General features: G+C 61.1%; 19 protein-coding genes. 9 read left to right on the top strand and 10 right to left on the bottom strand.

What is annotated here, in order from left to right:
• Nucleotides 1-6: 6 nt before the first annotated feature.
• The 3 genes from ACIGJE_RS17735 to ACIGJE_RS17725 all read right to left on the bottom strand — a co-directional run bounded on the left by ACIGJE_RS17735 (nt 7) and on the right by ACIGJE_RS17725 (nt 2,479).
• On the bottom strand, nt 7-465 hold the full coding sequence (locus ACIGJE_RS17735) for a tetratricopeptide repeat protein (RefSeq protein ID WP_311935997.1): 459 nt from the start codon (nt 463-465) through the stop codon (nt 7-9).
• Between the two features lie 171 nt (nt 466-636).
• The gene (gene trmFO / locus ACIGJE_RS17730; protein WP_483678204.1) at nt 637-2,049 is read right to left on the bottom strand and encodes a methylenetetrahydrofolate--tRNA-(uracil(54)-C(5))-methyltransferase (FADH(2)-oxidizing) TrmFO; all 1,413 of its coding nucleotides are present in this window, start codon (nt 2,047-2,049) and stop codon (nt 637-639) included.
• Between the two features lie 274 nt (nt 2,050-2,323).
• A complete protein-coding gene (locus ACIGJE_RS17725; RefSeq protein WP_082979542.1) occupies nt 2,324-2,479 on the bottom strand; it encodes a DUF1127 domain-containing protein in 156 nt (51 codons plus the stop codon).
• Between the two features lie 647 nt (nt 2,480-3,126).
• Between ACIGJE_RS17725 and ACIGJE_RS17720 the strand changes: the two genes are divergently transcribed.
• Nucleotides 3,127-4,221: a hypothetical protein gene (locus tag ACIGJE_RS17720; RefSeq protein ID WP_415081255.1), complete on the top strand. Its 1,095-nt coding sequence runs from the start codon at nt 3,127-3,129 to the stop codon at nt 4,219-4,221.
• Here the strand turns inward: ACIGJE_RS17720 and ACIGJE_RS17715 are convergent.
• Both ACIGJE_RS17715 and uvrA read right to left on the bottom strand, forming a co-directional pair.
• Complete coding sequence (locus ACIGJE_RS17715; RefSeq protein WP_394308867.1) at nt 4,141-4,941, bottom strand: extracellular solute-binding protein; 801 nt, start codon at nt 4,939-4,941, stop codon at nt 4,141-4,143. The two genes, ACIGJE_RS17720 and ACIGJE_RS17715, sit on opposite strands and share 81 nt — an antisense overlap.
• Nucleotides 4,942-5,141: 200 nt before the next feature.
• A complete protein-coding gene (gene uvrA, locus ACIGJE_RS17710; protein WP_415081252.1) occupies nt 5,142-8,066 on the bottom strand; it encodes an excinuclease ABC subunit UvrA in 2,925 nt (974 codons plus the stop codon).
• Between the two features lie 144 nt (nt 8,067-8,210).
• Here uvrA and arfB point away from each other — a divergent pair, with 144 nt between their 5' ends.
• Nucleotides 8,211-8,636 carry an alternative ribosome rescue aminoacyl-tRNA hydrolase ArfB gene (gene arfB, locus ACIGJE_RS17705; protein ID WP_415081250.1) on the top strand — a complete coding sequence of 142 codons (426 nt, stop codon included), beginning with the start codon at nt 8,211-8,213 and terminating at the stop codon, nt 8,634-8,636.
• A gap of 40 nt (nt 8,637-8,676) precedes the next feature.
• Here arfB and ACIGJE_RS17700 read toward each other — a convergent pair whose 3' ends face one another.
• Nucleotides 8,677-9,333, bottom strand: a complete 657-nt coding sequence (locus ACIGJE_RS17700) for an HAD-IA family hydrolase (RefSeq protein ID WP_367622774.1) — start codon at nt 9,331-9,333, stop codon at nt 8,677-8,679.
• Nucleotides 9,334-9,465: 132 nt separating this feature from the next.
• Between ACIGJE_RS17700 and ACIGJE_RS17695 the strand changes: the two genes are divergently transcribed.
• Both ACIGJE_RS17695 and ACIGJE_RS17690 read left to right on the top strand, forming a co-directional pair.
• Nucleotides 9,466-9,996, top strand: a complete 531-nt coding sequence (locus ACIGJE_RS17695; RefSeq protein WP_415081248.1) for a regulatory protein RecX — start codon at nt 9,466-9,468, stop codon at nt 9,994-9,996.
• Between the two features lie 65 nt (nt 9,997-10,061).
• On the top strand, nt 10,062-10,541 hold the full coding sequence (locus ACIGJE_RS17690; protein ID WP_311936024.1) for a DUF2938 domain-containing protein: 480 nt from the start codon (nt 10,062-10,064) through the stop codon (nt 10,539-10,541).
• Nucleotides 10,542-10,545: 4 nt separating this feature from the next.
• Here the strand turns inward: ACIGJE_RS17690 and ACIGJE_RS17685 are convergent, their stop codons facing one another.
• On the bottom strand, nt 10,546-11,037 hold the full coding sequence (locus ACIGJE_RS17685; RefSeq protein ID WP_311936026.1) for an MEKHLA domain-containing protein: 492 nt from the start codon (nt 11,035-11,037) through the stop codon (nt 10,546-10,548).
• A 207-nt stretch (nt 11,038-11,244) separates the two neighbouring features.
• Here ACIGJE_RS17685 and ACIGJE_RS17680 point away from each other — a divergent pair, with 207 nt between their 5' ends.
• From ACIGJE_RS17680 to ACIGJE_RS17660, 5 genes are all read left to right on the top strand, one after another.
• Nucleotides 11,245-12,132, top strand: a complete 888-nt coding sequence (locus tag ACIGJE_RS17680; RefSeq protein WP_415081246.1) for a dihydrodipicolinate synthase family protein — start codon at nt 11,245-11,247, stop codon at nt 12,130-12,132.
• A gap of 76 nt (nt 12,133-12,208) precedes the next feature.
• Nucleotides 12,209-12,868, top strand: coding sequence for a GntR family transcriptional regulator (locus tag ACIGJE_RS17675; protein WP_311936031.1), 660 nt, complete (start codon nt 12,209-12,211; stop codon nt 12,866-12,868).
• A 56-nt stretch (nt 12,869-12,924) separates the two neighbouring features.
• Nucleotides 12,925-14,259 carry an ABC transporter substrate-binding protein gene (locus ACIGJE_RS17670; RefSeq protein WP_311936034.1) on the top strand — a complete coding sequence of 445 codons (1,335 nt, stop codon included), beginning with the start codon at nt 12,925-12,927 and terminating at the stop codon, nt 14,257-14,259.
• Nucleotides 14,256-15,173 carry a carbohydrate ABC transporter permease gene (locus ACIGJE_RS17665; protein ID WP_367622770.1) on the top strand — a complete coding sequence of 306 codons (918 nt, stop codon included), beginning with the start codon at nt 14,256-14,258 and terminating at the stop codon, nt 15,171-15,173. The genes ACIGJE_RS17670 and ACIGJE_RS17665 overlap by 4 nt, the downstream gene beginning before the upstream one ends.
• 40 nt (nt 15,174-15,213) lie before the next feature.
• Entirely contained in the window at nt 15,214-16,032 is an 819-nt protein-coding gene (locus ACIGJE_RS17660; protein ID WP_149250883.1) for a carbohydrate ABC transporter permease, read from the top strand.
• 60 nt (nt 16,033-16,092) lie between these two features.
• Here the strand turns inward: ACIGJE_RS17660 and ACIGJE_RS17655 are convergent, their stop codons facing one another.
• From ACIGJE_RS17655 to ACIGJE_RS17645, 3 genes are all read right to left on the bottom strand, one after another.
• Nucleotides 16,093-17,589 carry a Hint domain-containing protein gene (locus ACIGJE_RS17655; protein WP_415081242.1) on the bottom strand — a complete coding sequence of 499 codons (1,497 nt, stop codon included), beginning with the start codon at nt 17,587-17,589 and terminating at the stop codon, nt 16,093-16,095.
• Nucleotides 17,590-17,919: 330 nt separating this feature from the next.
• Nucleotides 17,920-18,405, bottom strand: a complete 486-nt coding sequence (gene lysM, locus ACIGJE_RS17650; RefSeq protein WP_311936043.1) for a peptidoglycan-binding protein LysM — start codon at nt 18,403-18,405, stop codon at nt 17,920-17,922.
• A gap of 275 nt (nt 18,406-18,680) precedes the next feature.
• Nucleotides 18,681-19,430 carry a cyclase family protein gene (locus ACIGJE_RS17645; RefSeq protein WP_415081240.1) on the bottom strand — a complete coding sequence of 250 codons (750 nt, stop codon included), beginning with the start codon at nt 19,428-19,430 and terminating at the stop codon, nt 18,681-18,683.
• Nucleotide 19,431: the final 1 nt, after the last annotated feature.

Here is a 19,431-nt window from a genome sequence, read left to right as displayed (position 1 = left end):
CTCGGACTATTTCGGTTTGGCAGCCTGGGCCAGCGCCTTCTCCAGGTCTTCACGCTCCTCGCAGCCACCGGGGCAGAGCTTGACCAGGGCTGCGAGATTTTGCTGGGCCTTGGGAAGGTCGCCATTCTCGATAAAGAGTTCGCCCTGATATTCCAGAGTCCCCTTGTGATTGGGATCGATGGCGAGCGCCTTCTCGTAGAAGGTTTGGGCGGTCTTGCGGTCACCGCTCTTGCGCAGGCTGAATCCGAGCAGATTGTAGACGTCGGGGTCTTTCGATCCGCTATCGGCCAAGGGTTGGAGAGCCGCTATGGCGGCCTTGTAGTCCTCGGCCTTGATCTGGGTTCGGATAGAGGCGAGATCGGGCGTCGCGGCGGCGGGGGTGTCGGACGAAGTGTCGGCAGCCAGGGCCGGGCCTGCAACGAGGAGCAGGGTCAGGACGGATGCGAGGCCATGGAGGCGGAGCATTGCAGGATCCTGTTTGCTGATGGCGAAGCGGGATTACGAACGTCGTCGATCGGACCTTGGTCCCGCCATGATGCGGACAGGGCGGGAACCGAGAGCAGGCTACATCGTTATCGAACCCGTGCCCATCCCGCTTCTTGTCCCGGGACGGCAATCGCCTGAAGCAAATGGCCGCTAGGCCGGGAGTTGTTCGCCGGCCGTCGCGTTCTTCCAGCCCTCCAGGGCTTCCAATGCCCTGGCGCTCACCGCCCTCTTCTTGGCAAGGGTCTTTTCGCTGCCGCGCAGGCGTTTTCCACCTTCCCCCTTGGGAGAGATCTCCAAAGGAGGGAACAAGCCGAAATTGACGTTCATCGGCTGGAAGGAGCGCGGTCCCGCCTCTTCGCTGACGAGGTGACCACCGGTGATGTGGTTGAGCAGGGCGCCGAGCGCCGTGGTGGGCGGCGGTGCCGTTACCGGCTGGCCCAGGCGTTCGGCGGCGGCGAAGCGGCCCGTCATCAGGCCGACGCTCGCGCTCTCGATGTAGCCTTCGCATCCGGTGATCTGGCCGGCAAACCGCAGGCGTGGCTGCGTCTTCAAACGCAGCGTCGAGTCCAGCAATACCGGCGAGTTCAGATAGGTGTTGCGATGCAGCCCGCCCAGACGGGCAAATTCAGCATTCTCGAGCCCCGGAATCATGCGGAAGACCCGAACCTGCTCGGCATATTTCAGCTTCGTCTGGAAGCCGACCATATTGTAGAGCGTGCCGAGTGCATTGTCTTGCCGCAACTGCACGATGGCATGTGGCTTGACCTCGGGATTGCGCGGATTGGTTAGGCCGACCGGCTTCAGCGGCCCGAAGCGCAGGGTTTCGCGACCGCGTTCGGCCATGATCTCGATGGGCAGGCAGCCATCGAAATAGGGCGTACCCTCGAATTCCTTGAAGCCTGTCTTGTCGCCGGCAAGAACGGCGTCGAGAAAGGCTTCATACTCCTCCTTGCTGAGGGGGCAGTTGATATAGTCGGCACCGGTGCCACCCGGGCCCGGCTTGTCGTAGCGCGACTGATACCAGGCGATGTCCATGTTGATGGATTCGCGATGCACGATCGGCGCAATCGCATCGAAGAAGGCGAGCGACGTCTCACCGGTCAAGGTCGCGATCGCATCGGCAAGAGGCTTGGAGGTGAGGGGACCTGTGGCCACGATGACATTGTCCCAATCCGCAGGCGGCAGGCCGTCGACATGTTCGCGGCGGATCTCGATCAACGGATGCGATGTCAGTCGTTCCGTCACAGCAGCCGAGAAACCGTCCCGATCCACCGCGAGGGCTCCGCCCGCCGGAACCTTGTGGCTGTCGGCGCAGGCCATGATCACCGAATCCAGCCGCCGCATTTCCTCGTGGAGCAAGCCGACCGCGTTGGTCTCGGCGTCATCGGAGCGGAAGGAGTTGGAGCAGACAAGCTCGGCAAAGTCCGTGGTCTTGTGGACCTCGGTCGGCTGAACTGGCCGCATTTCGTGCACGATGACGGGAACGGCTGCCCGGGCAATCTGCCAGGCGGCTTCGGAACCGGCGAGGCCGCCGCCGATGATATGAATGGGATCGATGGTCATGCCCGGCTTTTAGACCATCAGGGCCAGCTATTGAAGCGTTGACCCAACAAAAAGCCGCCCTGAAAGGGCGGCTATGTGGCACTCGGCCCTGGTCCTGCAAGGCGGTGCCTACGACTTTTCGCTTAGGCTCGACATTGTCGCTGCCCGATCGCCTGTCGGCATACCACCAACCGGCAAAAGCGATACGACTTTCCACTGCAAAAGGCGGACGCGCGGATGGATCGTCGAAACTGTACCAATGAGCCGTGCAGCCCATTGGTCATTACCTGCAAGGTTAGGCGCGGGCGGCCTGACGCGCGATTGCGCGAACGTCGGCAGGGTTGATACCGATGTCGGCCAGATCGCGTCCGTTCAAGCGCCTGAGCTCGGCCAGCGTCTCGCGCTCACGGCGCCAGATGCGGACACGTTCGATCAAAGCTGCGAACAACATGATAAGGTTCCTCTTCTGCGAGCTTGCGTTGAAGCGAATTCCTCAACGCCGCTCACATTCCCTATATGCCGTTTTTCCCTCGAATGAGGTAGATGCTGCGCTGCACAACAATCATGCAATTTGTGCATACCGCAATGCCGCCATCGTTAGAAAACTGTCAAGAATGGCCAGAGTTGCCTCATTGTGATGCGTGATGTGCATATCTTGTGGCGTTTTGGCGCCTATAACCCTTCAGGGCTGCATATCAGAGACGAAGAGGCGGTATCCGTTCGAGTACCACCTGACGCAGCCGATCATACCGCTCGGTGCACTCAGCAGGGGTCAGAACTAATTTCGCGCCCAAGAATGCCGGCCGAGGCTTAATCGGCGTTACCCCACCAGTAGTACCGCCATACACCAAAGTTGGACTTGGCTTCCCAAGGAGAAGGCGTGCTATAGGGGGCTCGAAAAATAAGAATAAGAAATAGCCTGCATCGTATTTGATTGCGAATTTCCGAAATTGTTTTTCAATATAAAATTTCAATAAATTAGAAGATCGACACATAATATTTTTCAATTGGAGTGATGTTCTTTTTTTTATTGGGTCCTGAGCTTACGTGACGCCGAAGCGCGCCAAACCCTTGGAAGGTTAGCGGGAGACTGGAGCAATGACGACGAACGGTTCGGGAGATGGCTCGGGGATACGAGCCCGAAAATATCTGCTGGTTGCACGGATCGGGCCGAAGAGTCTTCACGCAAAGTGGCTGGCCCCTGGTGTGGATAGACTTTATGACGTTTTCCTCAGCAGCTACGATGCGGGCTTGCCCGTTGTTCGCGGAGATGGCGTTTATTTCGAATACCGATCTGGCAAAAAAGTCGCGGGATATGACGGGTTCTTGCGCGAGCACGCGGAGTTTATTGGTCGATATAAGTATATATTCTTTCTCGACGAGGACATTGATGCGTCCCCGACTTCTATAAATGGAATTTTTTCTCGTTGCGACCAGTATGATCTCAAGATCGCTCAACCGGCGCTGACATGGGATAGCTATTTCACCTATGCCTGCCTGCTTCGGCAGGGGCGATATGTCCTGCGCTATCTCAATTTCGTGGAGATGATGTGCCCGGTCTTCCGGCATGACGTTCTCGAGCGGATCGCGCCGCTATATGCCCTGGGTTATGAAAGCGGCATTGACCTGATCTGGTGCAATCTCGTCGCCGAGGGCTCCCGCGACTTTGCCGTGATCGACGAATTCCCGGTCCGGCATACCGAGCCGGTCGGCGGCAATAAGAGTGCCAACGGTTTTGCCGACGGGCGCCTCTATGAGGACGATATCCACGCCATTCTTGGGCTATTTCGCCTGCCCTGGCTGCGGGCCACGCCATTCTCGGCCGTTGGCCGGTCAGGACGTGAGACGAAGGGCCGAACAAGCCTGCTGCTATGGGCCCTGATCCTGCTTGCGGCAGCACCGCTGCGCAGACCGGTAGCAGGGCGCCTGCGCGCTATTCTGGTTCATTGGCGCCATTTGTGGCTGGGAGCCGCCGGCAATATCCCTACAAAATTTCCCGCTGGCATTGCCGGGAGATCGGCTGGCGCCGGTGTACGCGCCACCCGAAGGCCGATGGAAATGACAGGGCGGCACATGCCAATGCCGGGAGCACTGCCGGTTCCTTCGCTTCGTTCAGGGTTGAGACGGCAGGCCAACCGGCGCGAAACCATATCTGCCGAAAGTGGCCTGACCTTCCGGCGAGAGGATCGCTAGCATCAGCGCCACGGCAGCGGCATTGTCGGCATGCGCCAGGGCCAAGCCATATTCGGGGCCGGTCTCATAGGCTTCGGGCACCTGGATCACTTCCAGGTTCGGCGTAGCCGCCTTGCGCTGCGCCGCGCCGCTGCAATAGCCCATCATCACGTTGATCTGGCCGCTCTTGAAGCCGTCGGCAATCGGATCCTGCCCGGCGGGAACAGGAGCGGTCGAGCCACCAACGATCTTCTGGGCTTTGGCATCCAGCTTGGCGAAGGCTCCCGGGTTTCGCTTGTCGATCAACTGGAACATGGCCCAGGTGTAGTCACCGCCGGGATCGGCCTTGGGCGTGGAGGTGCCGAGCTTCACGGCAGGATCGAGCAGGCGCTCGGCAAAGTTGGAGCCGGCGAGTTTGGCTTCCGGCAGGGCGAAAGCGCAAAGCCGGTTGCGGGTGAACATGACGACGGCGCTCGCCCGGCCATCCTTCTGCAATTTGAGGGGACTGGCCATGTCCGCCGAGGCCAGGATGTCGACCTTGTCGCCCTGCTCGATCTTTTCCCGCATCAGGCCCGAAGGACCGAAGTCCGTATGCACCTTGATGCCGCTCTTCTTGCTGAAATCCTGGGCGATGTCGGTCAGCACCGCACGCAGGCTGCCGGCGCCATAGAGCACCACCTCGTCGGCCCGGGCAGCGGCACTGCCGAGGACCAGACTAGCGGCGAGCAGGATCCTGAACATTTGCTTCTCCCGGAAACGGAGCGGTCGCGCCGACTCGCTATATATGAATGGCTATAGCGTTAACCGGCGAAACACTCGTTTGGCAATGGGAGATCGGGCCGCGCCTGGAAAGCGCGACCCGGGGCGCGGAATCCCCCCGGCTCTTGGCTCCGCATGTCCGCGGGAAGCTGGAATGCAGGCGAGGGCGCCTGCCCAGGGGGTTATTCGGCTGCTTCGCCTCGGCGCCCCTGGGGGCGACGCTCCATCACCTCGCGCAGGAAACGCCCGGTATGGGAACGTGGCTCCCGGATGATCGCTTCCGGCGTGCCTTCGGCAACCACCTCGCCGCCGCCGTCGCCGCCCTCCGGCCCCATGTCAATGACCCAGTCGGCCGTCTTGATGACTTCGAGATTGTGCTCGATCACCACCACGGTATTGCCCTGGTCGACCAGTTCATGCAGCACTTCCAGCAGCTTGGCGACGTCGTGGAAATGCAGGCCCGTGGTCGGCTCGTCGAGGATGTAGAGCGTGCGCCCGGTCGAGCGACGCGACAATTCCTTGGAGAGCTTCACGCGCTGGGCTTCGCCGCCCGACAGGGTGGTCGCCTGCTGGCCGACCTTGACATAGCCCAGGCCGACCCGCGCCAGCGTTTCCATGGTGTTGCGGATGGTCGGCACGGCCTTGAAGAATTCGGCTCCTTCGTCGACCGTCATGTCGAGCACGTCGGCGATCGACTTGTTCTTGAAGCGCACGTCCAATGTCTCGCGATCGTACCGCTTGCCCTTGCAGACGTCGCAGGTGACGTAGACGTCGGGCAGGAAGTGCATCTCGATCTTGATGACGCCGTCGCCCTGGCAGGCCTCGCAGCGTCCGCCCTTGACGTTGAAGGAGAAGCGCCCCGGCAGGTAGCCGCGCGCCTTCGCCTCGGGCAAGCCCGCGAACCATTCGCGGATGGGCGTGAAGGCACCGGTATAAGTTGCGGGATTGGAGCGCGGGGTGCGGCCGATCGGCGACTGATCGATGTCGATGACCTTGTCGATCAGTTCCAGGCCGTCGAGCTTGTCATAGGGGGCAGGGTGCTCCAGCGCGCCGTTCAGCTTGCGGGCGACGGCCTTGTAGATGGTATCGATCAGCAGGGTCGACTTGCCACCGCCGGAAACGCCGGTAACGCAGGTGAACAAGCCGAGCGGCACCTCGACCGAGACATCCTTGAGATTGTTGCCGCGGGCGCCGGTGAGCTTCAGCGCCTTGCCCTTCTGCCGCCGGCGCCGTTCGGCCGGCATGGGGACCGAGAGCTGACCGGTCAGATATTTGCCGGTGAGGGAAGCCGGATTGGCCATCACCTCGGCCGGCGTGCCCTGGGCTACGACTCGCCCGCCATGCACGCCCGCGCCCGGACCGACATCGACGACATGATCGGCCTGCAGGATGGCATCCTCGTCATGCTCCACCACGATGACGGTGTTGCCGAGTTCGCGCAGGCGCCGCAGCGTTTCGAGCAGGCGCTCGTTGTCGCGCTGGTGCAGGCCGATGGAAGGCTCGTCCAGCACATAGAGCACGCCGCTGAGGCCGGATCCGATCTGCGAGGCGAGGCGGATGCGCTGGCTCTCACCGCCCGAGAGCGTACCGGAATTGCGGGCAAGCGTCAGGTAATCCAGGCCGACATCGACCAGGAAGCGCAGGCGCTCGCGAATCTCCTTGAGGATGCGGACAGCGATCTCGTTCTGCTTGGTGTTGAGCTCGGCCGGCAGCGCTTCGAACCAGTGCTGGGCCTGGCGCACCGACATCGCCGAGATCTCGCCGATATGCTTGTGCGTGACCTTTACCGCCAGGGATTCGGGCTTGAGGCGAAAGCCGGCGCAGGCCTTGCATGGCGTGTTCGCCATGAAGCGCGAAATGTCCTCGCGGGCCTGTTCGGAATCTGTCTCCTTCCAGCGCCGCTCCAGATTGGTCACCACGCCTTCGAAAGCCTTGCGGGTCTCATAGGAGCGCAGGCCGTCATCAAAGGAAAAGACGATCTGTTCCTCGCCCGAACCGTAGAGGAACACCTGCTGCACCTTTTCCGGCAGGTCCTTCCAGGGCGTGGTCACGCCGAATTTGTAATGTTTGGCGAGCGCGTCGACCGTCTGGCTGTAATAGGGGCTGGTCGACTTCGCCCAGGGCGCCAGCGCGCCCTTGCGCAGCGACAATGTCTCGTCAGGCACCACCAGCACGGGATCGACCGTCATCTCGGTGCCGATCCCGTCGCAGGACGGGCAGGCACCGAAGGGATTGTTGAAGGAGAACAGCCGCGGCTCGATCTCCGGAATGGTGAAGCCGGAGACGGGGCAGGCAAATTTCTGGCTGAATATCACGCGCTTGGGCGAGCCGTCGGCCTCCTTCTGGTCGGCGAGCTCGACCACGGCAATGCCGTCGGCGAGTTCGAGCGCCGTTTCGAAGGAGTCGGCCAGACGGCTGGCGATGTCGGCGCGCACCACGATGCGGTCCACCACCACGTCGAGGTCATGCTTGAGCTTCTTGTCGAGGGCAGGAGCGTCGGCGATCTCGTAGAAGGTGCCGTCGATCTTGACGCGCTGGAAGCCGCGCTTGAGGAAATCGGCGAGCTCCTTGCGGTATTCGCCCTTGCGCCCGCGCACGACGGGGGCGAGCAGGAACAGGCGGGTGCCTTCCGGCATAGCCATGACCCGGTCCACCATCTGGCTGACCGTCTGGCTTTCGATAGGCAGGCCGGTCGCCGGCGAATAGGGAATGCCGATGCGGGCCCAGAGCAAGCGCATATAGTCATAGATTTCGGTGACCGTCGCCACCGTCGAGCGCGGATTGCGCGATGTGGTCTTCTGCTCGATCGAGATGGCGGGCGACAGGCCGTCGATCTGGTCGACGTCCGGCTTCTGCATCATCTCGAGGAACTGGCGCGCATAGGCCGACAGGCTCTCGACATAGCGGCGCTGCCCTTCGGCATAGATGGTATCGAAGGCAAGCGACGACTTGCCCGAGCCGGAAAGGCCGGTAAAGACTACCAGCTTGTCGCGCGGGATTTCGAGATCGACATTCTTGAGATTGTGCTCGCGAGCGCCGCGCACGGTAATGAAGCGGCGATCGGCAGGCGATGGAACAGCGCTGCCGGAGGTGGGGCGGCCAGACATACGGACGATCCTGTGGGCTTTCAGCCTGAGATAGGCGCTTTGGCTCGCAAATTGAAGGAGGGTGTACGAAAAGACAAGAACAATTCGTGAACTTATCCGCAGAAATTAGCGGCGGCGCGCCAAGCCATACGCTATGCAGGCCGGATGATCGAGATCACACCAACTCTGTCCATCGATGAGCGCGAGATCGTCGAGGATTTCGTACGCTCCTCCGGCCCTGGCGGACAGAACGTCAACAAGCTGTCGACGGCGGTGCAATTGCGTTTCGACATCCGCACTTCGCCTTCACTCCCCAATGAGGTTGCGATCCGGGCCCAGAGGCTCGCCGGGCGCAAGCTGACGCAGGAAGGGGTTGTCGTCATTCTTGCCCAGCGTTTCCGCACCCAGGAGCGTAATCGCGAAGATGCCCGCGAGAGGCTGGTTGCGCTTCTGCGCGAGGCGGCGATGCCGCCACCGCCACCCCGCAAGGCGACCAAGCCCTCCAAAGCCGCCAAGGCGCGGCGGCTTGAGTCGAAATCGCGCCGCTCGAACGTCAAATCGCTACGCGGCAGCAAGATTTCGATGGATTGAGATCCGGAAGCGCGCCGCTACCGACCGCCATCATCCTGGCTCATGCCAGGATCAGCGCCTTCACCTCGTCCATCGTCTCGGCGATGTGATCGGCGCCGGCCGCTACCAGGGTTTCCTCGCTGGGGGGCATATGGTGCAGGCCGCCGACGAAGCCGATCGCCGTCATGCCCGCGGCCTTTGCTGCCTTGACGCCGACCACGCTGTCTTCGACCACGACGGTGTCGGCGGGATCCGCGCCGAGCGCCTTTGCCGCATGGAGAAACAGATCCGGCGCCGGTTTCCCCCGCGCCACCAGCTTCGCGCTAAAGATGTTGGGATAGACCAGTTCGAACAGGTTGGTGATGCTGAGGCCGAGACCAAGCTTGGCAGGTGGGCTGTTGGAGGCGACGCAAAAGGGCATAGGCAGGCTTTGGAGCACGTCGCGCACGCCTGGAATGGGTTCCAGACGCTCTACATAGGCCGCTCGCAGCATACTGCGCGTGGTTTCGGCATGGTTCGGCGGCAGCTTGAGTCCGAAATCGTGCTCGAAGCGCTCCTCCAAGGCCTCCTGGGTCAGACCGAGGAAACGCTGCATCACGTCATGCGCGGTGACTTTTACGCCGAGGGCCGACAAGGCCTCGGCCTCGACTTCGGCCGACAGGATCTCGCTGTCGACGAGAACACCATCGCAATCGAAAATCACCAGAGAGAAGGACATGGGAACCGCCTGATCCAAGAAGACGTGCAGAGGCCGGCGTGCCGCGATTCTTGTCAAGCCAGGTCCGAGCGGGGGGATGATGGCGCGTGGCCACGAGTTCCGGCAAGTTCTTTCCAACGATTCGAGGCTGCCATGTCCATCATCCCGTCGCTGAGCCGCGAAGAAAGCTGGATGCGCAAGTCCGCGCTCCATTATCTCGGCCAGCGATCGACCAGCGTCGCCAACCTCCGTCAGGTCCTGCAGCGAAGGGCACGCCGCAAATTGGGTCCGGAAGCTGACGTCGCCGACCTGATCGAGCGCACGATCGGCTATTGCCGGCAGCGCGGTTTCATCGACGACGCCAGTTTTGTGGAGGCACGCCTTCACGCCGGACGCAGCCGGGGCCTTTCGGCGCGCCGGATCGGCGCTGCCCTGGCTGCCAAGGGCGTCGATCGCACTTTGGTGACCGAGGCTCTTGCGGGAGAGGAAAGTGACGCAGCCGAAGAAAGGGCCGCTGCACGGCTGGCACAGCGCCGGCGCATCGGTCCCTGGCGCCGGACGGACAAGGAAGCCGAGATCGAACGGGAAATCGCTATATTGGCACGCGGTGGCTTTGCCGTTTCGCTGGCACGCCGCATCATCATCGCGGATCCCGACGAAATCCGCGCTCTTCTCGAGATTTGAAATCTTGCGTCTGCCGAGCGCAGCGTGTTTTGTATGATGAATACAGTCCTCTTGGCGGAATCGGCATGTTCGAACTTTTCTGGCGCGGCGTTGCGATTGGCGTTGGTGCAACGATCCTGATGGATCTATGGGCGATCCTGCTGCACAAATTCTTCGGTGAGAACCTGCCGAACTGGGCGCCTGTCGGCCGTTGGTTCTGGCATCTGAAAGAGGGCCGCGTCTTCCATGACGATATCGGCAAGGCCGCACCCTATGCCCATGAATTGGCGTTGGGCTGGATTGGCCATTACGTGGTTGGCATTCTCTACGGCGTGATCCTGGTGGTCTTCGCCGGAGGGGCCTGGCTGGCGAATCCGACATTCCTGCCGGCCTGGATCCTCGGCATCGTCACGGTGGGGGCTGGTTGGTTCTTGCTGCAACCTGGGCTCGGCATTGGCTGGGCTGCGTCGAAAACGCCCAATCCCACCAAGGTGCGCCTGCTCAATCTGGTTGCGCACACGGTATTCGCGATCGGCCTGTGGGGAACGGCCCTGATCATCCGCTGACGGATCAGGGCAGGTCGCGCCAGGAGGCGAACATGGCGGCTTGGCCGTGGCGGATGCCGGCCTCGTCGATGATTTCCCAGACGGTGGCATTCTCGATGAAGAAGCGCCGGCCCGATTTGGCGATGCGCACGCCGCGATAGTCGGCGATGAATCCCTGGCTCCTGACCGTATCGAGCAGGCGCTGGCGTTCGTCTCGATCCGGAAATTCCGCCGATAGGCGGGATGGCAATTGCGTCAACTCCTCCCAACCATATTCAAAACAAGCCTGTACAGCCTTGTTTCCATAGATGAAAATGGGATCTGGCTGGGTGTCGTGAGCCAGGAGGCAGAAGGGCGCCTCGGCATAGAGCCATGCTGCGTCTGGCCGGCTGCCTGGCAGGGGTTGAAAAAGCCCGTGCCCCATCAGGCGACAGAGGCTGCGGTCGAGCAGGGCAGCAAAATCCGCATTGCCGGCAAGGTCTGGCCAGGTCGCGGCGAGCCCAAGGGGGAATGTCATGATCGGATGGCGGTTGAAGGGATGGAGCCGTGCGACCGGCTCGCCGAAGCGAGAGCCGCTGGATGACGTCGCGAATGTCGTCGCCTGACGGCAATCGGTCAAGCCTGGCAGCGGAAAATGATCGGACAAAATTTCCCGTCCGACTTGCGACTGACATGTCAGTCTGTTATCGATAATTGCATATTGAAAATTCGATGGAAGACTGGGATGACGCATCAACGGTTCGGCCTTTCGGCGGCATTGACCACACCCTTCGATGGCCAGGGGCAAGTTGACGTCACCCGTGCTGTCGCCCATGCGCGCTGGTGCCTTGCCAATGGTTGCGGCAGCGTCACGTTGTTCGGCACCACCGGGGAGGGAGCCTCGATCGCTTCCGCTGAACGCGACATCTTGCTGTCGGGCTTCCTGGCTGACGGCATCGAGGCGCGGCAGATCGTGGTGGGCGTGATGGCAAATGCCATTGCCGATGCCGCCGCTCAGGCGCGGCAGGCGCTCGATGCCGGTTGTCGTGGCGTGCTTCTGGCACCGCCTTCCTATTTCAAGGGATTGCGGGACGACGGCCTGTTCGCCTGGTTTGCCACCGTGTTCGAGGCGATCGGGCCGAAGGCGAGGGGCGTCTATCTCTATAACATTCCCTCGGTTACCGCCGTGGAGCTTTCGGTGGACCTGGTCGGGCGGCTGAAGCAGGCATTCCCGTCAGTGGTGGCCGGCGTCAAGGATTCCTCGGGCAATTGGCCGTTTACCCAATCTCTCCTGGAAACCCACGGCGACCTCGCCATCCTGATCGGTGACGAGCGAGGCCTGGCGGCCGGCGTGCGTCTGGGCGGGCAGGGGGCGATCTCCGGCATGGCGAATATCTGTCCCGAGCGCCTGCTCTCCATGGTTCACGAGGGGCGGGACGATGCGGGGCTGGTCGCCTTCGTCGACGAACTCGTCCACTATCCGGTCATCCCGGCCGTCAAGGCGATGGTTGCCTATCGTACCGGCGATGCGGCATGGTCGGCCACAAGGGCGCCGCTGGTGACGTTGCCCGAGAATGATGCCAAGAAGCTGGCGGGCCTGTTTGATCGCATCGGACAGACGAAGGCAGCCTAAAGGCGTCACAATCGAGGCTGGAGAAAGGTGCGATTCGGCAAAAATCGCATTGCTCCGGACCAGGGAGGGGGGGCGAATGGAGGAAGGCGGCGAACCGCTGCGGTTGCGGGAAAAGGCCTATGCCAGTTTCACCCGCCACCTGCTGGCGCGTGATGTCCGTCCCGGCCAATTCGTATCCCAGCGCGAGCTGGTGGCCCTGACCGGCCTGCCGCTCGGCGCCATCCGCGAACTCGTGCCGCGCCTGGAAGCGGAGGGCTTGCTCTCCACCATCCCCCAGCGGGGCATCCAGATCGCCCATATTGACCTCAACCTCATCAAAGACGCCTTTCAGTTCCGTCTCTTCCTCGAAAAAGAGGCCGTGGCGCTTTTCACAGTGTCGGCGTCCGATGGCCTGCTGGCGAAGCTGCGCCGCGAGCACGAGGACATGCTGGCCCGGGGACTGTCGGAGGATCTGGCACCGGAGATGGTGGAACAGGCGCAGGCGACCGACTGGAACCTGCACGACACCATTATCGACTCCATCGGCAACGAGATCATCGCCAAAGCCTACCGCGTCAACTCGATCAAGATGCGCCTGATCAACCAGGAGCGTTTCCGTATCGACGGTCGCGTGGTGCCGGTGATGCGCGAGCACCTTGCCATTCTCGATGCCATCGAGAGCAGAGAGCCGCAAAGGGCAGTGGACGCCATTGCCGAACACATCAACAACGCCCGTGCCCTGGCGCTGAAGGTCTAGCGCCGGGACGACCCACGAGACAGACGATCCAGAAGAAGCTTTGGGAGGAGGAACCTATGAGTTTTGATTTGTTGAAGCCGTCGCGCCGGCAATTCCTGGCCGGTTCCGCCGCACTCGGTGCTGCCGGTCTCACCGGTATCCGGCCGGCCTTCGCGGCGGTAGACTGGAAGAAATATGCCGGCACCACGCTCGAGGTGAATCTGATCAAGAGCCCGCGTGGCGATACGCTGCAGAAATATCAGAAGGAATTCGAGGAACTGACCGGCATCAAGGTCAATGCCGAGCAGACGCCCGAGCAGCAGCAGCGCCAGAAGGCGGTGATCGAGCTGACTTCTGGCAAGCCGAGTTTCGACGTCATCCATGTCAGCTATCACGTGCAGAAGCGCCAGTTCGAGAAGGCCGGCTGGCTGGCCGATCTCGGCCCCTTCCTCAAGAATCCGGAACTGACCGATCCTTCCCTGGTCGAAAGCGATTTCGCCGCTGCGGGCCTTGCCTTCGCCAAGGACAAGAACGGGCGCTTCGGCGCGCTGCCCTTCTCGGTGGACTATTGGATCGTCTATTGGAACAAGGACCTGTTCGCCGCCAAGGGGCTTGAATATCCCAAGACCTTCGAGGAGATGGTCAAGGCGGCCGAAACCATCACGGATGCCGGCAACAATATTGCGGGCTTCGTGGCGCGCGGCGCCAAGAATGCCAATGTGCCGGTGTGGACCAGCTTCCTGCTCGGCCATGGCAAGAACCCCGTCGGCGCCGACGGTTCGCTGCAGACCGATTCCGCCGAGGCGATCGAGGCTGCCGCGCTCTACCAGCGCCTGATGACCAAGTCGGCGCCGCGCGGCGTTACCGGTTTCAATTGGGCTGAATGCCAGTCCGCCTTCCTGCAGGGCAAGGTCGGCATGTGGCTCGACGGTGTCGGTTTCGCCCCGCCGCTCGAAAATCCCCAGAAGTCCCGCGTGGTCGGCAAGGTCGGCTATGGCGTGATGCCCAAGGGGCCGGCGGCGCAGGCCTCCGCTACCTTCGGCGACGGCATCGGCGTCACCGAGGCCTCGGCCAAGAAGGAAGCGGCCTATCTCTATTGCCAGTGGGCGATTTCCAAAGAAATGGGGGCACGGCTGTTGCAGGCCGGAGCGGGCGTGCCGTTCCGCAATTCGATCCTGAACGACGCCAAGGTACGCGAAGGCGTCACCATGCCAGGTGCCTGGGTGGACTGCGTAGCGCAATCGGCTCCGATCAGCCAGCTCGGGCTTCCCGTGATCATCCCGGTCACCGAGTTCCGCGACATCATCGGTGTGGGCCTGACCAATCTGCTCGGTGGCGCCGATCCGGCGACCGAGATGAAGAAGGCGACGGAAGCCTTCAAGCCTGTGCTCGCCCGCAGCGAGGCGCAATGAGCGTCGAAAGCCCGGCCGTGGTGTCCGTCCAGACGAACAATGGTGCGTCCGGCCCGCTGAGGCCGGGCTATTGGCCCTTCATCCTGCCGGCACTCCTACTCGTAGCGGCGGTGATCGTCTTTCCCTGGCTGTTCACCGTCGGCATGAGCGCGAACGCCTGGCAGGTCGGCTCGGCGCCGCGCTTCGTGGGGCTGGAGAACTATATCCGCCTTGCCGGCGATATGCGGTTCTGGGAGTCGATGTGGCACACGCTCACCTACACCGTGCTCTCGGTGGTGGCGCCGCTGATCCTGGGTACGCTGGCGGCCCTGGTGTTCGATTCGAAGATGCCGTTGCGCGGATTGCTGCGCGGCATTTTCGTGATGCCGATGATGGCGACGCCTGTCGCCGTGGCTTTGGTCTGGACCATGATGTTCCACCCCCAGCTCGGCGTGCTGAACTATCTGTTGTCCCTGGTCGGCATTCCGGCCCAGGCCTGGATCTTCGAGCAGGGCACGGTGATCCCCTCCCTGGTGCTGGTCGAGACCTGGCAATGGACGCCGCTGATCATGCTCATCGTGCTCGGCGGACTGGCCTCGATGCCGCGCGAGCCCTTCGAGGGCGCGGAGATCGACGGGGCCAATGCCTGGCAGAAATTCCGCTATATCACGCTGCCGATGATCCTGCCGTTCATGATGATCGCGGTGATCATCCGCTCGATCGATGCGCTCAAGAGCTTCGACATCATCTATGCCATGACGCAGGGTGGCCCGGGCACGGCCTCCGAGACCATCAATCTCTATCTCTACAACGTGGCCTTCTCCTATTACGACATCGGCTACGGCTCGGCGATCGCCGTGGTGTTCTTCATCATCATCATCGTGATGTCGCTGGTGCTGCTGCATCTGCGCCAGCGCGCGAAATGGAACACGTGAGGCCGTGATGATGAGTATTTGGATGATGAAGCTTCGGTCGATGACACCTCGACGTCTCCTGCGTCTCGCCGGCACGCTCTTTCTCGGCTTCGTCGTGGTGTCGCCGGCACTGCTGTTCTTCATCTGGATGCTGTCGCTCTCGCTGAAATACGAGATCGACAATGGCGCCTATCCGCCGATCCTGATCCCCGAGCAGTTCGCCTGGTCGAACTACACCGAGATCTTCGCCACCAACGATTTCCTGCGCTATTTCTGGAACAGCGTGATCGTCACCGGCGCGGCCACGGCGCTGGCGCTGATCGTCGGCGTGCCGGCTGGCTATGGCATCGCCCGCATCAAGGCCGACAAGGCAGCGATGGTGATCATGATCGCGCGCATGACGCCGGGTCTGTCCTTCTTGATCCCGATGTTCCTTCTGTTCCAGTCGCTCGGCTTGCTCGGCACGCTCTGGCCGCAGATCATCATCCACCTGGTGGTGACGATCCCGATCGTGATCTGGATCATGATCGGCTATTTCGAGACGACGCCTTTGGAACTGGAAGAGGCGGCGATGATCGACGGCGCCTCGCGCTGGCAGATCTTCTACAAAGTGGCGCTGCCGATCGCCAAGCCAGGCATCGTGGTCTCCCTGATCCTGGCCGTGATTTTCTCCTGGAACAATTTCGTCTTCGGCATCGTGCTGGCCAGCCGCGAGACGCGCACCCTGCCGGTTGCCGTCTACAACATGCTGTCCTTCGAACAGGTGAGCTGGGGCCCGCTCGCCGCCGCGGCTCTGGTGGTGACGCTGCCGGTGCTGTTGCTGACTCTGTTCGCCCAACGCCAGATCGTGGCGGGCTTGACGGCGGGGGCGGTGAAGTAAGGGACGTGGCAGAACCGTGCTTGGTGACAGCCTCCACCATCACCCCATGCCAGTCAGGAATTACGCAGCGTTTTCTGAGGCGTATGCATCGTCGTGAGGGAGGCTGTAATCGGTTGGCTCAAGCCAGGCACGCATTCGGCCTCGATCGCGTGCCAGTTCGATCTCGAGGGTGACCAAACCGACGGCGTCTGCCCACAAGCTGGAAGCGATGGTGCCCCGCCCATTCGTCCAGCGCCAGCGATCGCCCTGCCATTGCTGGATGGCGTGGAACCCTTCCGAAAGACCTGCATCGTCGAGAGCAATCTTACGAAATCCGCTCGAATCATGCACGTCCAATCGGCGCAAAGGCACACCTAAACGGCGATCATCATAGGTCTCCACATCCGTATGACGAGGCACGAAAGTGGAGGAAAATAATGCGATCGCTTTGACATGAGCTGGGAAAATCAAGCGATAGAATGTGTCGGACAAGGCGTAGACGCTCAGATCCTCTTCTCCCCCTTCAGCCTCAAAGCGCAAAGCTGCCAGGTCGGATAGTGTCCAACCGAGTTGCTTGGCCTGATCCAGCAACTGAACGCGTATAGCCGCCACGATCGGGCCTTCGGTCACCAGTGGTAGGCAAGCATCCGAATTCCAGGTTCTGCGACGCGGTAACTGAGCCTGGGGCTGCCCACTGCGTGCGGGAAAACTCACCTTTCCCTCTTCGAGTTCATCTACCCTGAAGAAACTCTTGCCCCTGGTGTCGAGGAAGCTCTCTGTCGGAAGATTCTCGGCCAGAAGCACGTCATGCTGCTCCAATTCGACATGCCAATAGACCACCCTGTCGACCGGTACTTGCGAAATGGTCGCTCCGTTGTCGAGATGCTTGATCGGAATGAGCACATTTGACAGGCAGGGTACCGCCACCGCGTGATCCGGCGATAGCCACAGATCGCGAGAGGGACGATGATCGCCGAAAGCATGTGCGCGGATTCTAAAGGGATAGGTCGCCTCCGGTTGGGAATGGCGGGTTGGTTCCACCTCATTACACCCCAGCCATACAATGTTGCGACGACTGCCATTCGCAGTGATGACGACGTCGCCAATTCTCAAATGCTCAACCGCAATATTGCCCCGGGTCGTATGAATCATCGTCCCGGCTACGAAGCAGGGGGCATTGCCGAATATTGCCGTGGGTAGTGGGGCGTCAGTTGTAAGCGGGACTGTCTCGAGCTGCGTGCCGGTCCAATAAATGTTCTCGCCCGACGCCGAAACGACGTTACCAAATTTGTCAATAAAGATTGTAACAGTTTTTTCGCTTCCTTTGGAGTTGTAAACGCTGCCAACAAGCTTATATCCTTCGAAATTCTCACCATTAACCGGAGAGTCGTATTCTTCGATAGTGGTTCCGCCGCCAAGACTTCCGATTGATGCGCCGTCTATTATAACCTTTGGTCCCGGATCAAATGGATCTTCCTCTACATACTCCACTTTAATCTTGACGGGGTATGGATCGTTCACGTCGCCATTTGGGTACAATAGAAATGCAGGTACGGTAATATTCCCTGGAACGCTCATCCTCTTCCGACTCCGTATTAGGCCATAATTGGCAGGGGAGATGGGATTGCATCTGGGGTTTAAATTAAAATATTTTCTGCCTAGAAAAATAAAGTATCTATAGAAATTGTATCTGAATCTATTATTTATGCCTTCTTTTGCAATCAATCAACTACCAATTTGTTGCGCCGAATTCTTTTCACGGACGCCATTGGCGACCTGCATGATTAGCATCGAAGGTATTCCGTTGTGGGGTTCTATTGGCCCGCAGCTTTTATAGGGCGACGCCAAAGAAAAACCCGGCGAGGGAGCTCGCCGGGTTCGAATTTTCAACCGTAAAGTCGGACGGTCTCAGGCCTGCCCAACCGGCGGAATGCGCAGCACCCAGCCGGGGAGGATGTGGTCGGGGTCCTTGACCGGCGGGGTGTTGGCCTTGACGATCTCCTTGTAGAGATTGCCCTTGCCCTTGCCGTAATGCTTCTCGGCGATGGCCCAGAGCGTGTCGCCCTTCACCACCGTATACATGGTCGAGGGGGTTCCGGGGGTGTTGACGCCGAGCTGGCTGTCGACCTGCGCCACACCATTGTTGTTGCCGGCCGTGAGGATGATCTTCTCGGCGATTTCCTGGGAAGGAGCCATGCCACCCAGGACGACCTTGTCGCCGTCCACCGACACATTCAAGCCTTCGGCCTTGAGGCCAGCATCCTCGATCTGCTTTTTCACCAGCGCGGCAATGTCGGTGGGAGCCGCTGCCGCCGGCGCTGCTGGCGCCGCCTCGGCCTTGCTCGAACCGAACATCTTATGGCCGGCGTCCTTGATGAAATTGAACAGTCCCATGTTCACTCCAGGCGTGTCAGGCAAAATTACCTAAAGGGAGGCTAGCATGGAACGGTTGTGCGGTCACATAGATTCGAGTGTGACGGGGGTAGCAAGTGCAGCCCCTGTCGAAGAGATTGCCAGCGTAGTCAAAAAGGCTAAAGAACGCCTGTCTTTGTGGTGAAGCGACCCCATGCAGACGATTCTCGCATGCGAATACTGGTTCGACATGCATTGAGAAATGAGTTTCGGCATGGTCACGACAATACCGAGGCGATGTCGAAAAAAGTTCGAAATCAACGATGGATGGCGACGGCGCGAGCCGGAAAGCCGGAGCCTCCCTTCGCCTTCGGCCAGCTTGCCATGATCAAGGCACCGGCTTCCGGCAGACCGTCGAGGTTGGCGAGCAGCTCGACCTGCCAGCGATCGCGCGAGAGGACGTAGTGTTCGAGGCTGAAATCGCCCTTCGAGGTCGCCATGCCGGGATCGGTGTCGATCTGCTCGTGGCCGATTGCGACGATGCCCCGCTTCTCGAACAGTTCTTCGAGCACGGCCCGTGACCAGCCGGGACAATGGGAAACGCCGTCCGCCGAGCGGTTGTAGAAACGCTCATTATCCGGCCAGCGGCTTGACCAGCCGGTGCGCAGAGCAACGAAGCAGCCCGAGGGAATGCGCCCGTTGCGTTCTTCCCAGGCTACGATGTCGCTCAGTTCGGGGTTGGCGTCGGGGCTGTCGGCGACTTTCTCCCGGATGTCCAGCACCACCAGAGGCAGCAGCATGTCGCTGACCGGCAAATCGTCCACGGCGCGTCCGCCCTCGATGAAATGCACGGGTGGATCGACATGCGTGCCCCATTGCCCGACGAAGGCGTAGCGATGCACCTGGAAGGCATCGCCCTTGGGATAGTCGAACACGAGCTGGCGCTCCTCGTCCGGGAAGGCCGAGAAGCGAGGCTGCCCGGGGTGGAAGGCGTGGCTCAGGTCGGTGAAGATCGCGCCGGCGAATGCGGCGCGATAGACCTCCCACAAGGACAGCGGCGTGGCCATG

It is taken from the genome of Labrys sp. E2SS-1L (assembly GCF_057073705.1).
Note: the sequence above shows the minus strand (reverse complement) of the source record. Positions and strands in the feature narration are given on the sequence as shown.

What these genes read in the sequence shown, in the direction of transcription:
- ACIGJE_RS17735 (WP_311935997.1), bottom strand. Translation starts at nt 465, where the DNA reads ATGCTCCGCCTCCATGGCCTCGCATCCGTCCTGACCCTGCTCCTCGTT.
- trmFO (WP_483678204.1), bottom strand. Translation starts at nt 2,049, where the DNA reads ATGACCATCGATCCCATTCATATCATCGGCGGCGGCCTCGCCGGTTCC.
- ACIGJE_RS17725 (WP_082979542.1), bottom strand. Translation starts at nt 2,479, where the DNA reads ATGTTGTTCGCAGCTTTGATCGAACGTGTCCGCATCTGGCGCCGTGAG.
- ACIGJE_RS17720 (WP_415081255.1), top strand. Translation starts at nt 3,127, where the DNA reads ATGACGACGAACGGTTCGGGAGATGGCTCGGGGATACGAGCCCGAAAA.
- ACIGJE_RS17715 (WP_394308867.1), bottom strand. Translation starts at nt 4,941, where the DNA reads ATGTTCAGGATCCTGCTCGCCGCTAGTCTGGTCCTCGGCAGTGCCGCT.
- uvrA (WP_415081252.1), bottom strand. Translation starts at nt 8,066, where the DNA reads ATGTCTGGCCGCCCCACCTCCGGCAGCGCTGTTCCATCGCCTGCCGAT.
- arfB (WP_415081250.1), top strand. Translation starts at nt 8,211, where the DNA reads ATGATCGAGATCACACCAACTCTGTCCATCGATGAGCGCGAGATCGTC.
- ACIGJE_RS17700 (WP_367622774.1), bottom strand. Translation starts at nt 9,333, where the DNA reads ATGTCCTTCTCTCTGGTGATTTTCGATTGCGATGGTGTTCTCGTCGAC.
- ACIGJE_RS17695 (WP_415081248.1), top strand. Translation starts at nt 9,466, where the DNA reads ATGTCCATCATCCCGTCGCTGAGCCGCGAAGAAAGCTGGATGCGCAAG.
- ACIGJE_RS17690 (WP_311936024.1), top strand. Translation starts at nt 10,062, where the DNA reads ATGTTCGAACTTTTCTGGCGCGGCGTTGCGATTGGCGTTGGTGCAACG.
- ACIGJE_RS17685 (WP_311936026.1), bottom strand. Translation starts at nt 11,037, where the DNA reads ATGACATTCCCCCTTGGGCTCGCCGCGACCTGGCCAGACCTTGCCGGC.
- ACIGJE_RS17680 (WP_415081246.1), top strand. Translation starts at nt 11,245, where the DNA reads ATGACGCATCAACGGTTCGGCCTTTCGGCGGCATTGACCACACCCTTC.
- ACIGJE_RS17675 (WP_311936031.1), top strand. Translation starts at nt 12,209, where the DNA reads ATGGAGGAAGGCGGCGAACCGCTGCGGTTGCGGGAAAAGGCCTATGCC.
- ACIGJE_RS17670 (WP_311936034.1), top strand. Translation starts at nt 12,925, where the DNA reads ATGAGTTTTGATTTGTTGAAGCCGTCGCGCCGGCAATTCCTGGCCGGT.
- ACIGJE_RS17665 (WP_367622770.1), top strand. Translation starts at nt 14,256, where the DNA reads ATGAGCGTCGAAAGCCCGGCCGTGGTGTCCGTCCAGACGAACAATGGT.
- ACIGJE_RS17660 (WP_149250883.1), top strand. Translation starts at nt 15,214, where the DNA reads ATGACACCTCGACGTCTCCTGCGTCTCGCCGGCACGCTCTTTCTCGGC.
- ACIGJE_RS17655 (WP_415081242.1), bottom strand. Translation starts at nt 17,589, where the DNA reads ATGAGCGTTCCAGGGAATATTACCGTACCTGCATTTCTATTGTACCCA.
- lysM (WP_311936043.1), bottom strand. Translation starts at nt 18,405, where the DNA reads ATGGGACTGTTCAATTTCATCAAGGACGCCGGCCATAAGATGTTCGGT.
- ACIGJE_RS17645 (WP_415081240.1), bottom strand. Translation starts at nt 19,430, where the DNA reads ATGGCCACGCCGCTGTCCTTGTGGGAGGTCTATCGCGCCGCATTCGCC.